This is a genomic window from Streptomyces sp. NPDC001492 (assembly GCF_053597275.1).
Map to the genome: position 1 here is coordinate 135,717 of NZ_JBSFHW010000014.1, position 14,105 is coordinate 149,821.

Sequence of the window (14,105 nt, forward strand, 5' to 3'; positions counted from 1 at the left end):
GCTGTGGCGTACCGGTACCTGATCCAGCACGCCCTCACGGGGCAGTGGCTGTCGCACGATCTCCCGTTGAAGAACGTCGAGTTCGGGCCCGAGCTGAATGGGCCGGGAGAGCTGCGCGGCACGCTGTCGCCGCGGCTCGCGTCGTCGTTGCCCGAGCTCACCCAGAACCCTGGCAACGCCCTGCTGTACGTGGAGCGGGACGGGTTGCTGCGGTGGGGCGGGCTCATCTGGCAGGCCGAGCCCGAGGGCAACAAGCTGCCGGTGGAGGCCGCTGGTTGGAGCTCGTACCTGCACAAGCGCCACGACCTGGACGGTGAGCTCGGTGGCCGCGGGCCGTACGTGAACACCGACCCGTGCCGGGTGATGCGGGACATCGTGTCGTACGCGCAGTCGATCCCCGACGGCAGCCTCGGCATCACTGTGGACGCCACCACGTCGAAGAGCACGGTGGGCACACCCGCGGAGCCGTGGCACTCGCACTGGTGGGAAACCCCGGTCCTCGGTCACCTGCTCGATGATCTGGTGAAGGCCCCGGACTCCCCGGACTACACCTGCACCACCTGGTGGGATGCGAATCGGCGCCCTGTGCGCCGCATCCGGGTCGGCTATCCCCGCCTTGGAGCACGCCGTACGGACATCGCGTTCTCCACCGACACCAACATCACCGAATCCACCCCCATCACGTACAGCGCCGACGAGTACGCGCAGGTCGTCATCGCCACCGGAGCCGGTGAAGGCCGAGCCCAGCAGCGCGCCATCGACGCCGTACGCAACAAGCGCCTCCGCCTGGAGCACGTCCTCGAGCTTCCCGACGTACGCGGCCGTGACGTTCTCGCACAGCGGGCGCGCGCCGAGCGGGCGTGGCGGCAGAACCTCGGCCACGTCGAAGAGATCACCGTCCGCAATCATCCGGCCGCACCGATCGGGTCGTGGCAGATCGGCGACGACGTCCACGTCTTCGTACGCGATGAGTGGGGCACGTGGTCCGGCTGGTGCCGCATCACCGGCTACACCATCCGCCCCGACACCGACGCCGGGGAGACCGCCACCCTCCGACTCGAACCGTCCGGCGCCCACCAGTACGCCACCGCCGCCTGAACAAGGACCCATCTCTTGCCCACCGACATAGGCACTCGTCTCGCCCGCCTGGAGAAGCTGCTCCGCACCGCGATCCGCGCCCCGAAGCTGGCGAACGCCAGCTTGGAGAACGGCTCCGTCGACGTGTACGACGAGAGCGGCTCCCTGCGCGCGGTCATCGGCCAGCAGCCAGACGGCACCAGCGGCGTCATCGCGGTGAACGGCCCTCGTCCGCCTGCCCCATCCGTGCCGGAGGTGGAACCGGTGCTCGGAGGGCTCAGGGTCACCTGGGACGGCGCCTTTACTGATGCGGAAGCGGCCCCGTTGGATCTGTCGCGCGTGCAGGTTCATGTGCTGACGTCTGCGAGCATGCAGGCGGATCCGCGATGGCCGACCGCAACGATCGAGGCCGCATCCGGTGCCTCGGTCACCATCTCGGTGAACCACTACGGGCCGCTGTGGGTGCGGCTGGTCGCGGTGAACACCTCCGGCATACCCAGCGTCGCCTCGGATGCCGTGCGTACGTCGGCCCGGCGCGCGGTGTCGGGGGATCTCGGGCAGCAGGTCATTCAGCAGGGGCACATCGCGGTCGGCGCCATCGCGACCCCGCACCTGGCCGTTGGCTCCGTCACCCCCGACCACATTGCGGTCGGCCAGGGCACGAACTTGGTGCCGGATCCTGGGTTCGAGGGCGCGGCCACGGCGAACACTGTCGCAGCGGGCGGCACGGCGTGGTCGTTCGCTCCCGGTAACCGGACGGGGGTCGGGATCCGTCTCGACTGCACTGCCGCAGCCGAAACGTACTGGACGCTGCCGTTGGCGACTGTGCCGGTACTGGCCGCCTCTCAGCTGTTCCTCGGCATCGATGTGCTGGTGTCCGACGATCTTGCCGCGAAGGCCGTGAAGATCCTCGCCCGCTGGGAGAACAGCACCGGCGAGATCCTCGGCTACGGAGTCGCCGAAGCCACCAGCTACGTGCCGGGGGTGTGGCAGCGAGTCACGGGGCAGGTGGCCGCACCGCAGGGCACGACCCGCGCAGTGCTGTGCCTGGAGGCATCCGCCGCGACCGCGGGGTGGGTGGTGTTCGACAACGCGCAGGCCCACACGATCTTCGGGGATGTCACCGGCGGGGCCCGGGCTGAACTCGGGCCGCAGGGACTGAGGTTGTACGACGAGGACGGGGAAGAGGTCGTTTCGCTCGTCTCCGGGCAGGCCAACTACCTAACCCTGAGGGACGGCACCACCAGGGTCGCGGCGATCGGCTCGACCGGAGACGCCTCATTCCAGGACCTGAACGTCGCGGGGAAGGTCACTATCGGCGGCGACGACCTCACCGACCTGTATGACGGGCCGCGCGGCATCGTCGCCATGGACTGGATGGCCACCGGCGTGAAGACCACCACCGGTACCGAGATGGGCTACGTCGAGTTGGCCTTCGACGCCGAAGAGGGACGCATGTACCGCGTGGTCTACAACGGCACCGCGGAATGTTCCCAGACCGGCGGCTCCCTGGTGCTTCGGCTGCGCAGCGGCTACGCCTCTGCACCGTTGATCAGTTCCACGCAGTTGCAAGAGGCCCGCCATCCGCTCACGTCGACGCGCCGCGAAGCACGGCTGGAGTTGATCGGTCCGTGCGCACCGAATGATCTGATCCGGCCCGGGCGGAATCGGCTGCTGCTCACGTTCACCAGCGACAGCGGCGCTCCCGCAGGCCAGCAGATCACCCTCACTGGCGCGAAGGGCCGCATGGGGCACCTGAGCGTGGAGGACATCGGCGAGCAGGCACCGGACACCGGCGTTTACAACACAGGTGGCGCTGTCGTCCCTGACCCTCCGGTGAAGGTGAAGCGCGAGTACAACGCGTCCTGGTCGGGGAGCTACGCGAACCGGTCCGGATACAACTCGTACTACGGAAACCGCATGGTGGCCGGCTACTACTCGGCGAACAACGGCACCCAGGCCGCGCTCGTGGGGTTCGGCGGGAGCCTCGCCAAGGACCTCGCCGACGCGAAGCTCCTCAAGGTCGAGGTGTATCTCTACGCCAACCACTGGTACTACGCCTCCGGCGGCACCGCCGTCCTCAAGGTCCACGGCCACGCTTCACGTCCGAGCAAGTTCTCGGCGGACCAGACCGGCTCGAAGACCGTCACCAAGTGGGCGCGCGCAAGCGGCCAGTGGGTGGACATCACCTCGATCTTCGATTCAACGAAGTTCCGGGGCATTGCGATCGACCCGAACACCACCAACAAGACCTCGTACGGCATGTTCGACGGCATCGGCCAAGGCCATCCGCCGCGACTGCGCGTCACCTACATCAAGTAACCCAAGGAGCACAGCTACTCGTGACCGCACTGTACGGAGACCTCGTCACCAACGGCACCTTCACCGACGGCACCACCGGCTGGTGGTCCGGCGACCCGGCCATGGTCACCCTGGCCGCGCCCGGCAACGGCCTGGAGGCCACCGCCACCACTGATGCCGCCAATCTCTGGGACGCCCCCTTCGGGCAGGACAACATCATCCTGCGGTCCGGCTGTACGTACACGCTGAGTTTCACCGCCCGCGCCAGCCAGTCCGGCACTACCCTCCGGGCGCAGGTCGGGCTCGGCGCAGACCCGTGGAACGCTGCCCTGGACAGGACCGTGACGCTGCCCGCGGTCGACACTCATGTCGTGTTCTCCTTCACCTCGAGAATCGACACCACGGCCGGGCAGGTGAGTTTCCAGTTCGGCCAGGGGACAGCGGTCACCGTGCACCTCAGCGACGTGCGGCTCACCTCGTCCACGGCCCGTGAGGGCTTCTACGTTGATCCGGACTCCAATGCCGCGAAGTGGGTGGCCGCCAACTCGAACGATCCGCGGGCGGTGAAGATCACCCAGGCCCTGGTGCGACGTCCTGCCGCGAAGTGGTTCGGCGACTGGAACAAGGATGTCCAGGGTGATGTCGACGCCTATGTGACTGCGGCCGCCGCTGTGGGGCGGCCGCCCCTCCTGACGGCGTACAACATGTTCAACCGGGACAACGGCGGCCACTCCAGCGGCGGCGCCAAGTCTCCGGAGGAATACCGGGCTTGGGTTGACGGCTTCGTCGCCGGCATCGGCGACCGGCCTGCTCTCGTCATCGTGGAACCTGACTCGCTCAGCCAGATCGGCAGCCTTCCGACTGAGGCAATGCGCGCCGAGCGCACGCAGTTGGTCGCCTACGCTGCGGACGCCCTGGCCTCGCGCCCACTGGTGCGCTCCTATCTCGATGGCGGCAACGCCACGTGGATCCGGGCCGACGAGATGGCGGCCCGGCTCGCCGCAGCAGGGGTAGCCCGTACGGCAGGCTTCGCGATCGGGGTGGCGAACTACGACTCCACGGACGTCTCCTGCACCTACGGGCATCAGGTTGCCCAGGAGCTGGCAGCACGCGGCGCTCCGGGCGTCCGCTTCGTCATCGATACCTCACGCAACGGCAACGGCGCGATGGACGGAAGCGGGCAGCACGTCGACTACTGCAACCCGGGCGGGCGTCGCCTCGGTGTCCCCTCCTCGATCGGCGTCGGCGGCGCCGAATACCTGCTGTGGATCAAAGTCCCCGGTGACTCCGACGGCATGTGCGGCGTGGCCCGCGACGTTCCTGCCGGCGCTTTCTCCCCTTTCCTCGCCGAGCACCTCATCGACGGCTAGAAGGCTGATGAAGATCTTGAGGCTGGGTGGTGCGGAACCCGGAAGGCTTCAGGGCTCAGCTGCTCATCGCGGCTGAGCGCAGGAGTGATGTGTCGTCCAGGGCGAGCGGACCAGACGTGTCAGCCGTTGGCGGATCCGTTGCCGGACACTACGGGGATCTCGTCGAGGATGTGGGACAGGGGGTCGTCGCCGTCGTTGATGGTGCTGTTGTCGGTGCATTGCTGCTGTTGCTGGGAGCTGAGGATGGGGACGTCCTGCACGCCGACATTGATCAAGGCGATGAGGGACTGGACGCCGAGCTTCCCAATACCGAGGCAGGGCTTGTTCAGGGTTCCCTGGATGAGGCTCATCTGCGGGCTCTCCTGGCCGCCGGTCTTTGTGTTGCCGTAGCCAGTTTTGGAGCCGTTGGCGCTGGCGCCGTCCGGGCCGTCGGCAGCGACAGCGGCTGGGGCCGCTGCAAGCAGGGCGAAGACGACGCACGCGCCCACGGCGATCTTACGGATCATGATTCCCCTCCCACTGAGGCCAGCCCAATGCCGACCCCCCGTGATCACCATGCGGTAGCCGGTGTCGAGGCCCCATGTGAATGGTCGGAGCACTACTCAAACGAGTGATGTGTCGTCGCCCCCAAGTAACCCGCGTTGGGTCGCGCGGAGTCCACCTGGGGAACAGTCGTTGGGACGGTCGTTAGGGACTCGACCACCGCAACAGAACCTGGGCGGCCTTCCCCCGGCCGCACCCTAACGAGAAGAGGCTGCCCTGCCACACAGGATGCGCCCCCTCCCTAGATCCTCATCAGTCTTCTAGGGGGTGTCCGATGGGTCAGCCACCTCCCGTCGCACACCTCCTCCGGGCGCGGCAACCCGTCACCCAAGGCCCAGCGATTGCAACGCCGTCGTCCAGTCCGTAGCGATCGCCTTCTGCGCTGCGGCCAGCGTGACCTTGCCGGAGCAGACAGCGGTGTGCAGCCTCGTCTCCACCGGGTCCTTCTTGTTGTTGATGCCGCCGCCGGCCCTGTGGCCCGGATCTGCAGGCTCGATCCACAAGTTGCGGGCGTCATTTGGATCACCACCGAGCTGAAGCGAAATATCATGATCGAATTCGGCGTCACTCAGGCTGCCCGCGTAGCCGTAGGACGCCGCATTCAGTGTCTTCTCTCGCCCCGTGATCGAAACCGGCGGCCGGATCCCCTTGGTGTAGCCGCCCTTCCGGCAGATCGTCTGTGCCAGGTTCGCCTGCGTGACCGCCGGCGAGGTCGCGCCCGGCGTGCACTTCAGATCCGGCAGCGGCTCCCCATCCTTGGTGTGCCGGTAGTGGCAGCTGCCCGCCGGGGGCTGCTGTTGCACCGTGTAGGTCTTCTGCGGGCCAGCACCCACCGGAATCGTCCCCGCCGAACCCGAAGGTACCGACGAACCCGTTGTCCCCGAGGGCTCCGCCGAGGCAACGTTCTTCCCGCTGTCCCCACCGGAATGGGGCCCGGAGGACGAACACCCCGCCAACACCAGACAGGACAGCACCAGCGGCACGGCGCGACGCAATGACATGACGACCCCTCACGCAGCGGAACAGACCGAGCAGATACTGCCCCACCGAAGTCGCCGAACCACACCAGGGGTCCGGCGCACGGGAGCACATGGGCACATACGGCGAAAAGCCTGCTCCGAGGCTTCGGGGCGATTCACGCTGAGCCCGCCCGAGGCTCGCGAGGTGGACCGGCACCGCCCTTTCAGGGGTGAACTAGTGAAGTCTGGGCGGCCTCGCGGGCGAGCGCCTCACTCTGGTCTTTCAGCTCCGCCCGGTTCTTTCAGCTCTGCCCGGTCCACCTGGTGGTCTTTGTGCTGCGCATTGTTCGACATCAACTTCGCGATGAGGACAAGTAGCCCCGTCCCCGTCCTGGGCTGGTTCGGCGCCTCGGCTGACCCCCACCCCTGACTCGGAGAGGAGTCCCGGCAGGAAGAAGTACGGTCCCTGCCTGGTGGCCGGTGCCCTGTTTGCCTGGGTCACCAGTGCTTCACCCCGACCTACGCGTCCTGGGCCAACCCGATCGAGGCGCACTTCGGCCCGCTGCGGCAGTTCACCCTGGCCAACTCCAATCACCGCAGCCATCCCGCGCTGTCGGCGTCGGCTGAACTCGTTCGGCCGTCGCCGAGACGCGCAGACCCGGGCCCTGCACGCCTATCTGCGCTGGCGCAACGCCAACGCCCGCCACGCCGATGTCCTCGCCGCCCAGCGCAAGGAAGGCACCCGTATCCGCAGCGAGAAGCGCATCCGCTGGGGCGGGAGATCACTCAAAGTCGCGTGATGAAGCGGTACTGGACCATGACGCCCTCAATGAGTCTGCTGCTGTTCGGGGGCAAGGAATCCCCGGGTGATGGCATTGAATGCATGCGGCGCCGTCATGGGGAACAGATGCCCGGCGTGCGGAACCACGGACAGGTGGGCTTCTGGGATGGCTGCCGCGATCCGTCGGGCATCCGGAAGGCTGGCGCGATCCCGCTTCCCGCACAGCACAAGCGTGGGCGCAGCGATCTGTGGAAGTACAGCGGAGAGGTCGCTCGTTTCCAGAGCGTCCAGTACGTCGATCCACCCGGCGCGATCGGGAAGGTCGGAAATCGCGCGCACGAGCCAGCCGGGGCGATGCCGTTCGATCCGAAGCCGCCGCAGCGACGTCCTTCCTGGCGCGATCTCAGGTCCACCGGACAGGACCAACCGGCCAACCAGCTCCGGGCTCTCGGCTGCAACCCGCGCCACGACGATCGCTCCAAGAGAGTGGCCGCACAGGTGAACCGGCCGTAGCTGTCGGGCGATCTCGCTGACGGATTCGACTGCCGTCGTCAAGCTGAACGGGCCCGGCGCGCCGCCGAACCCCGGCAGATCAAGGGCAACAACGTGAAAGCTGTCGGACAACGATCCCAGTTGCCGTCGCCACATCCGCGCGCCTTGGCCGGCACCGTGCACCAAGACCAGCGCCGGACGATCGATCTCGCCAGCCTCCAGAACATGCCTCCTCATGATCACAAGATGGCAGCCTCACAGGTACCAGACCAGCCCCGGCCCCAGCCCGGCGAACGTATCCGGTCAGAGCACGTAGAGCCCAGTACGAGGGTGGCTCCGTGCCAATTCCCGCTACAGGCACACCCGCGTCCACCGAGCATGGCGATGCATCTGTGGGCTGGGGTTCATCCCATCCAGCCAAAGCTCAGAGGATGGCGGCGGGCCCGGAGATCCGCGCGCATCCGAGTAACCCACTGCTCCAGTTCGGCGACGCAGTTCTGTCTGTCACGGTCCGTGGTGTCGAGGATGTGGGTCTGCCACCGCGGATCGTTGGCCGTCCACGACGTCCACCGATGCCAAGCCATATTGGGTGCGCCCGTGTCGATGATGACCCCGGGGCGGTGCTCGGGATCGTGTGCGTGCCCCCGATGCCAGGCCGCCCAATTGATGTACGCATCGATGGCGGCTCCCGACCAGCGTCCCGGGTCACGATCATCCAGACGCCTACGCCGTTCAGCATCGGCCACGTCGACCAGGCACATCGCGATCCCGTCCAGCAGAGGCGCGGACGGCGAGGCCAGGATCTCGCCGAGCGGAGTCTGGGCAGTCAGCAAGAGGTCCATGCCGTCGGCCTGGTACTCGAGCGCGCGCTGAATCCACTCCTCGGTGATGTGGTTTCGCCAGTACGGGGGAGGGTCTTGCGGGACCCCGCTCTCATCCATCTCGTGGACAGCGAGCCGGTCAAACCGTTTCCCGGCGGGGAAGGCGAGCGTGGACTTACCCGAGCAGCTCGATCCCGTAAGTATCAGCAGCATCCAGACAAGCTGGCAGGAAGGCGGCGTGCGCTGCCACCGGATTTCGTCGCTGGCGATCACCTCGGCGTAAGAATCGCAGGCCTTCTTGGGCCCCGTACGATCGAAGTAGGGCACGGGGCCGCCGGGAGTAGTTGCAGTGTCCGTGCCGCCGAGTGCCGAGCCCACGCTGTGGGAGCTGCACCGTGCCGTCTCGCAGCTGCGTGAGGACCTTCGCGGCGACCTCGCACAGCTGGCCGCGCGGCTCGATCAGGTCGTCACCCAAGACGTGTATCGGGCAGACCAGCGGGCGGTCGATCAGCGCATCAGCCAGGTCGAAGCAGGTCTGGCCGGCTTGCGCAGTGAACATGACCAGAGCCTGGAGCGTGCGGAGTTGCAGCGGCGCGAGGACCAGGCGCAGGCCGCCGCGACGAGGCGGCTGGTGATCTCGTCCTTCGTGGCCCCGCTGCTCCTCATGGCCTTGCAGCTTTGGATCGTCTCGCGCGGGGCATCGCCGTAGCCGAGGGCTAGCGGGTTCAACATCAAGTTCGGGCGCGGGGAGATTTCGAGCGCCGAGTTGGCAACACCTCTTACTCCTGACCGGCTGGTCGCGGCACTGCACGCTGAGGGCGTACGTGTCGTCGAGCGTTCTGGCTGGCGGTCCCACAATCGAAACCACAAGGGTCCCTGGGGGCCTGCCCGTGGCGTGATGATCCACCACACGGTGACGTCCGGTACGAGCAACACCGTCAGCATCTGCGAGCGCGGATACTCGGGGCTGCCGGGCCCGCTCTGCCATGGCGTGATCGCGAAGGACGGTACGGTCCATCTGGTCGGGAACGGCCGCGCCAACCATGCCGGCCGTGGCGACGGGGACGTGCTCCGTGCAGTCACCGCGGAGCGATCCCTTCCTTCGCCGAACCAGGCCGACACCGACGGCAACACGTCGTTTTACGGCTTCGAGTGCGAGAACCTCGGCGACGGCCATGACCCTTGGCCTGCCGCCCAGTTGGAGGCAATCGAGCGAGTCTCGGCCGCACTGTGCCGCGCGCACGGCTGGGGCTCGGCGAGCGTGATCGGGCACAAGGAGTGGCAGCCCGGAAAGGTCGACCCCAAGGGCTTCACCATGGGCTGGCTCCGCGGTCGGGTCGCCGCACGTCTGAAGTCGAAGCCCTCGGGCGGCAGTTCAGATACGGGATCGAAGGATGGCGGGGCAGCAACGTACGCCGTCAAGAGCGGCGACACGCTCTCCAGCATCGGGAAGAAGTTCGGTGTCAGCTGGGAGCACCTTGCCCAGGTCAACAACATCACGGCGCCGTACGTCATCAAGGCCGGGCAGAAGCTCACGATCCCCGGGAAGCCCGCCGGCGGGACCATCACGCCGCCTCCGTTTCCGAACGGTCTTGCTCCGGACTGCTCGTCACCGTCTGCGAAGGGCCTTCAGCAGGCGCTGAAGGACACTGGCTGGCTCGACCGCTCGGTGCCACTCTCCGACAACTACGGCCCGCAGACCCAGAAGTCCGTGGCCGACTTCAACCGCAAGCACAACCTCTTCACCACAGGCCGCCCCAACGATCCTTCGATCGGCCGCCGCGGCTGGGACCTCCTGCACCGACTCGCCTACGGGAACTGATCACCTTGATCGACTTCATTCACGCCCACAGCACCCGCCTGTACGCCATCGCCGCTGCGGCACTGTCCCTGATCGCCCATTACGTTCAGGACCTGCCGACCGGACTGATCCTCGCCATGGTCGCCGCAGTCCTTGGCACCGGCGAAGCCGTTCAGCGCGTCGAGGACCGGAAGACCTACCAAGCTCTACTGCTCGATCCTCCCTGCGCCGACAAGGGCTGAAGCCTGAGCGCCTCGATGCCTTCGTTCCGGGGCGGAGAGATAGCAGTACCGGAGCCCGCGGCTTGCGATTGCAGGATGTGCCTGAACGTGTCCTACGATCCCCTTCATGGCCCAGAAGGTAGTCACAACATATTTCGACGATTTGACTGGCGAGGAATCGTCGGACATCGCCACCCACAGCATCCTCATCGACGGGGCTGGGGTCGATATCGACCTCACTGATGAGAACTACGAGAAGCTCCTGGAGATCTTGAACCCCTATCTCCAAGCTGAGGGCGCTCGAAGGATTCGCGGCGCAGCGAGGGCAAAGGGGAAGTCCAAGGCATCACCTGCCAGCGGGGCTGACTCGTCGGCAATCCGGGCTTGGGCGAAGGAGAACAACATCGAGGTAAACGACCGCGGTCGCGTTCCGGCCGCCGTCCGTGAGGCTTACGACAAGGCTCGCTGATACTTGCCGAATAGTCGGTGACCCCCGCTGCTGCGGGGGTCACTGTGCATTCCACCGTCATTGCACAGCCGCACGCCCAGTTCGGAAAGCAACCTCCCGCCGCCCGGCGGTGGCACTGGAGGCATAGCTCGCTGCACGCGAGTAATCACGCATGACCGGGCCGCCCCACCCCGGAGTGGATCACGGGAGTGATATCACCGCCGAAATGGTACGTCCTCTCCCAGGCTGCCAAATTGAGGTCCCGCCACCGGCTGACCACACTCGGCCGGTCACGGAGCCCGCGCGGCCAGACACCAAGGAGGCCGCGGCCACTCCGAGGAGTCTCATGACGCTGCGCCTCACCCTTCGCAAGCTGCCCTACGCGTTCAAGGTCGCGGCCGACGCTCAGGCTGTGGGGCCAGCGCGTCGCCTCGTACGCGAGGGAGTGGAGAGCCTGGACCTGGGGCAGCAGGCTCCGTCCCTGGACGACCTTGAGTTGCTCACTGCCGAGCTGGTCACCAATGCTGTGGTGCACACGCGGGCGCCGTGCGTGGTGTGCATTCGGTGGACGGGCCACCGGATTCGCGTTGAGGTGACGGACGCCGACACGACAGACGTGGAGGCCAAGGTCCCGCCGCCGGGCGACGAACACGGACGCGGTCTGTTCCTCGTTGACGTCTTGGCGGCCGCTTGGGGTAGTTACCGGGAGCCGGCAGGCAAGACGACCTGGTTCGAGTTGGCTGCGGATTCGGAAGATCCTTTGCCACCTGGTGCCGCACTTCCATCTGCTGGTTGCCGAGACCGGCAGGTGACCGTAGGCGCAGTGAAGGCCACCTGCTCCGGGTGAAGCTGGCTTCTCTCGTGATCTGGTGCTCGCCGCGCTCTGCGCTGACGAGCCGCCGCGGGCAGAACGGAATGCGCGGCGACGCATGAGCAAGTGAGTGCGTCATCAGCGTCGCCCTCTCGCGTGCAAGATTCGCCACCTTAGCGGTTATTCTGCTATGCCCAGGTTGTGGATAGAGGATAGGAGGCCGTCGTGGCGAAGCCGCTCATTGTGGGCCGCAAGGAGTTCGCGAAGATCTACAGCGTTGCGCCGACGGCGGTCAGCGACCGGTGGATCCCGGCCGGGATCGTCTCCTACGAGGATGCCGTGGTCGTCTCGGGTAAGCCGTACTGGCCCGGTGGTCTGGCTGTGGACTTCGCACTGCCGCCGGGCAGTCGCGGCCGGCAATTGGACGAGTCGCTCCTTGCCCAGTTGGAGGAGGAGCAGCAGGCGACGGTCCGTCCGATGAAGAAGGGCGAGCTGCCGCCGCTGGTGGGGCTGCAGGAGTATGCGGCGCTGTTCGGTGTCAGCCAGCATGTGGCGGCGAATGCCCGCAATCGGGGCGGCGGGATGCTGCCGGCGGAGGATTACCTTCTGGGCGGCTCTCCTGTGTGGCTGTTGTCGACCGTCCTCGAGGGCGCGGAGCACACGATGGCGCAGAGCCGTGGCGGCGTGTGGCAGCTGCAGGAGGATGTTGCTGCGGCTTTGCGGGAGGGCCGCTACGACGGGCCCGGGTCGGCGATCGCCGCGCGAGGCAAGGCCGCAGCGGGGTCGTAGCGTCGTCGCGTCCGCCGGATTCGCTGTCTTGGAGCGGTTCGGCGGAGTTGCCCACCTCTCGATGCATAGTAGAATTAACCTCATCCACTAAAGGTGCATGCGCGAGCGGCGGCGGCCGCATGCAAAATAGGCTGCGATACATCGAACGAGGAGGGGTAAGTGACCGTGCAGCTAGAGCTGCCCATCGCGGCCATACAGCAACCCGAGAATCCAGGCGGCAAGCTGACGATCCAAGAGCGGTTCGAGGCATTCGACCAGCTCAACCCCTGGATCCTCAAGCACCTGGAGAGCCTCACCGCCGACTGCGTCGAGCGCGGACTCAGGCGCATCGGCATCGGGATGCTGTTCGAGGTCCTGCGCTGGCAGTACGGACTCGCCACCCGCGGGGAGCCCTGGAAGCTCAACAATGACTTCCGGAGCCGTTACGTGAGACGCCTCATCGACCTGCACCCTGAGTGGTCGCCCCTGTTCGAGATCAGGAAGATCCACACAGCTTAGAAATAGGCCGGTGTCTAACTTCCTGTGAGTCTCTTGGAGATGTTCTGTGTCCAGCATGACCGTGCCACACCTGCGCACCCGCAAGCCCACCGGCGTCATCCCCTGGCCGATCGTCCTGATCGAAGGCGAAGAGAAGAGCGGCAAAAGCCATCAGGCTGCGGCGTTCACAGGCTCCGAGCAGACCGGCCAGGCGTACTGGCTGGAGCTCGGCGAAGACACGGCCGATGAGTACGCGAACGTGCCGGGTGCGGACTACCTGCTCATCGAGCACAACGGCAGCTACCGCGACATCCTCGGCCAGATCGAAGCCGTGCACGCCGAGGCCAGGCGCGCTGCCGCGGCGGAGGAGAAGCCTGTCGTCCTGGTGATCGACTCGGTGTCGATGCTGTGGCGGATGCTCGTGAACTGGACCAACGAGCGCGCCCACCGCACTCCGAAGAACGAGGCGAAGCTTCGCCAGGACCCGGATGCCGAGATCAGGCCCTCCATGAACCTGTGGAACGACGCGTCCGAACGGTGGCAGCGGGTGATGTATCTCGTGCGCACTATGCCGGGCATCGTGATCCTGCTCGCTCGTGGCAAGGAAGTGGCTGCCGTGGACGGCAACGGCGATCCGATCCCGAAGACGAAGGACTGGCGGGTGGAGGGCCACAAGTCCCTCGCCTATGACGCGACGGTGTGGGTGCGGCTGCAGCGCGACAGCGATCCGCAGATCATCGGCGCCCGGTCGCTGAAGTTCGAGGTGCCGCGCAGCGGCAAGCCCAAGACGCTGCCGGGCTTCTCCATCGAGAGGCTGGTGTTCGGCCTGATGGGCTGCTCGATCCACAACCAGCCCAAGGTCGCCCCGGAGCTGACCGGGGATCTGGCGCAGCAGTGGATGCCGAAGGTCCACAGGGCGGCCGAGCAAGGCGTTGACGGCTTGAAGAAGTTGTGGCGGCAGGTCGAATCAGACGAGGACCTCAGCCGCAACGAGGTCCTCGTGGTGCGCGCTGCCATCGAGCGCACGGCCGCAGAGGTCAAGAACCCGAAGAAGTTCAGCGACCCCACGAGCGATGACGTGGCGCGGCTGCGGGCGGCTGCAGCTGAGCAGCAGGACCAGGCCGCCGAGGACCCGGGCGACTTCGAGGAGTTGCCGCCCGACGAGTTCGCCGCCGCCTGACCTTCGCACCCTGCCGGGGCCCGCTGTGACGGGT

General features: G+C 66.7%; 15 protein-coding genes and 2 pseudogenes. 13 read left to right on the forward strand and 4 right to left on the reverse strand.

Annotation, left to right across the window (positions count from 1 at the left end; all coding sequences use genetic code 11):
• Positions 1-3: 3 nt before the first annotated feature.
• Genes ACWC1K_RS19830 through ACWC1K_RS19840 form a run of 3 tightly spaced genes read left to right on the forward strand, consistent with a single transcriptional unit; the run spans position 4 to position 4,748 of the window.
• The gene (locus tag ACWC1K_RS19830) at positions 4-1,098 is read left to right on the forward strand and encodes a hypothetical protein (protein ID WP_450832907.1); all 1,095 of its coding nucleotides are present in this window, start codon (positions 4-6) and stop codon (positions 1,096-1,098) included.
• Between the two features lie 15 nt (positions 1,099-1,113).
• On the forward strand, positions 1,114-3,399 hold the full coding sequence (locus tag ACWC1K_RS19835) for a hypothetical protein (RefSeq protein WP_450832908.1): 2,286 nt from the start codon (positions 1,114-1,116) through the stop codon (positions 3,397-3,399).
• A 20-nt stretch (positions 3,400-3,419) separates the two neighbouring features.
• The gene (locus ACWC1K_RS19840; RefSeq protein WP_450832909.1) at positions 3,420-4,748 is read left to right on the forward strand and encodes a glycoside hydrolase family 6 protein; all 1,329 of its coding nucleotides are present in this window, start codon (positions 3,420-3,422) and stop codon (positions 4,746-4,748) included.
• A 119-nt stretch (positions 4,749-4,867) separates the two neighbouring features.
• Here ACWC1K_RS19840 and ACWC1K_RS19845 read toward each other — a convergent pair whose 3' ends face one another.
• Together ACWC1K_RS19845 and ACWC1K_RS19850 are read right to left on the reverse strand one after the other, a co-directional pair.
• Complete coding sequence (locus ACWC1K_RS19845; RefSeq protein ID WP_450832911.1) at positions 4,868-5,254, reverse strand: rodlin; 387 nt, start codon at positions 5,252-5,254, stop codon at positions 4,868-4,870.
• A 360-nt stretch (positions 5,255-5,614) separates the two neighbouring features.
• Positions 5,615-6,292 carry a hypothetical protein gene (locus ACWC1K_RS19850; RefSeq protein ID WP_450832913.1) on the reverse strand — a complete coding sequence of 226 codons (678 nt, stop codon included), beginning with the start codon at positions 6,290-6,292 and terminating at the stop codon, positions 5,615-5,617.
• Between the two features lie 463 nt (positions 6,293-6,755).
• Between ACWC1K_RS19850 and ACWC1K_RS19855 the strand changes: the two are divergent.
• Positions 6,756-7,050: pseudogene (locus ACWC1K_RS19855) on the forward strand (hypothetical protein); the annotation flags it as partial.
• A gap of 26 nt (positions 7,051-7,076) precedes the next feature.
• Here the strand turns inward: ACWC1K_RS19855 and ACWC1K_RS19860 are convergent.
• Both ACWC1K_RS19860 and ACWC1K_RS19865 read right to left on the reverse strand, forming a co-directional pair.
• Positions 7,077-7,760 (reverse strand): alpha/beta fold hydrolase, encoded by a 684-nt coding sequence (locus ACWC1K_RS19860; RefSeq protein ID WP_450832915.1) that lies wholly within the window; start codon positions 7,758-7,760, stop codon positions 7,077-7,079.
• Between the two features lie 167 nt (positions 7,761-7,927).
• A complete protein-coding gene (locus ACWC1K_RS19865) occupies positions 7,928-8,671 on the reverse strand; it encodes a hypothetical protein (RefSeq protein WP_450832916.1) in 744 nt (247 codons plus the stop codon).
• A gap of 22 nt (positions 8,672-8,693) precedes the next feature.
• On the opposite strand from ACWC1K_RS19865, the gene ACWC1K_RS19870 reads away from it, so the two are divergent.
• The 9 genes and pseudogenes from ACWC1K_RS19870 (at position 8,694) to ACWC1K_RS19910 (ending at position 14,071) form a co-directional block, all read left to right on the forward strand.
• Complete coding sequence (locus tag ACWC1K_RS19870) at positions 8,694-9,053, forward strand: hypothetical protein (RefSeq protein ID WP_450832918.1); 360 nt, start codon at positions 8,694-8,696, stop codon at positions 9,051-9,053.
• Positions 9,054-9,110: 57 nt separating this feature from the next.
• Positions 9,111-9,800, forward strand: a pseudogene (locus tag ACWC1K_RS19875) (N-acetylmuramoyl-L-alanine amidase); the annotation flags it as partial.
• Between the two features lie 108 nt (positions 9,801-9,908).
• The gene (locus ACWC1K_RS19880) at positions 9,909-10,166 is read left to right on the forward strand and encodes a peptidoglycan-binding domain-containing protein (protein ID WP_450833022.1); all 258 of its coding nucleotides are present in this window, start codon (positions 9,909-9,911) and stop codon (positions 10,164-10,166) included.
• A gap of 5 nt (positions 10,167-10,171) precedes the next feature.
• The gene (locus tag ACWC1K_RS19885) at positions 10,172-10,387 is read left to right on the forward strand and encodes a hypothetical protein (protein ID WP_450832919.1); all 216 of its coding nucleotides are present in this window, start codon (positions 10,172-10,174) and stop codon (positions 10,385-10,387) included.
• A 106-nt stretch (positions 10,388-10,493) separates the two neighbouring features.
• Positions 10,494-10,835, forward strand: a complete 342-nt coding sequence (locus ACWC1K_RS19890; protein ID WP_450832921.1) for a histone-like nucleoid-structuring protein Lsr2 — start codon at positions 10,494-10,496, stop codon at positions 10,833-10,835.
• 325 nt (positions 10,836-11,160) lie between these two features.
• Complete coding sequence (locus ACWC1K_RS19895) at positions 11,161-11,661, forward strand: ATP-binding protein (RefSeq protein WP_450832922.1); 501 nt, start codon at positions 11,161-11,163, stop codon at positions 11,659-11,661.
• A gap of 189 nt (positions 11,662-11,850) precedes the next feature.
• Positions 11,851-12,414: a hypothetical protein gene (locus ACWC1K_RS19900; RefSeq protein WP_450832924.1), complete on the forward strand. Its 564-nt coding sequence runs from the start codon at positions 11,851-11,853 to the stop codon at positions 12,412-12,414.
• 159 nt (positions 12,415-12,573) lie between these two features.
• A complete protein-coding gene (locus tag ACWC1K_RS19905; RefSeq protein ID WP_200682368.1) occupies positions 12,574-12,912 on the forward strand; it encodes a hypothetical protein in 339 nt (112 codons plus the stop codon).
• A gap of 55 nt (positions 12,913-12,967) precedes the next feature.
• Positions 12,968-14,071 (forward strand): AAA family ATPase, encoded by a 1,104-nt coding sequence (locus ACWC1K_RS19910; RefSeq protein ID WP_450832926.1) that lies wholly within the window; start codon positions 12,968-12,970, stop codon positions 14,069-14,071.
• The last annotated feature ends 34 nt before the right edge of the window (positions 14,072-14,105 follow it).

Coding starts and splice junctions, on each gene's coding strand:
- ACWC1K_RS19845 (WP_450832911.1), bottom strand. CDS start 5,254: ATGATCCGTAAGATCGCCGTGGGCGCGTGCGTCGTCTTCGCCCTGCTT.
- ACWC1K_RS19850 (WP_450832913.1), bottom strand. CDS start 6,292: ATGTCATTGCGTCGCGCCGTGCCGCTGGTGCTGTCCTGTCTGGTGTTG.
- ACWC1K_RS19860 (WP_450832915.1), bottom strand. CDS start 7,760: ATGAGGAGGCATGTTCTGGAGGCTGGCGAGATCGATCGTCCGGCGCTG.
- ACWC1K_RS19890 (WP_450832921.1), top strand. CDS start 10,494: ATGGCCCAGAAGGTAGTCACAACATATTTCGACGATTTGACTGGCGAG.
- ACWC1K_RS19895 (WP_450832922.1), top strand. CDS start 11,161: ATGACGCTGCGCCTCACCCTTCGCAAGCTGCCCTACGCGTTCAAGGTC.
- ACWC1K_RS19910 (WP_450832926.1), top strand. CDS start 12,968: ATGACCGTGCCACACCTGCGCACCCGCAAGCCCACCGGCGTCATCCCC.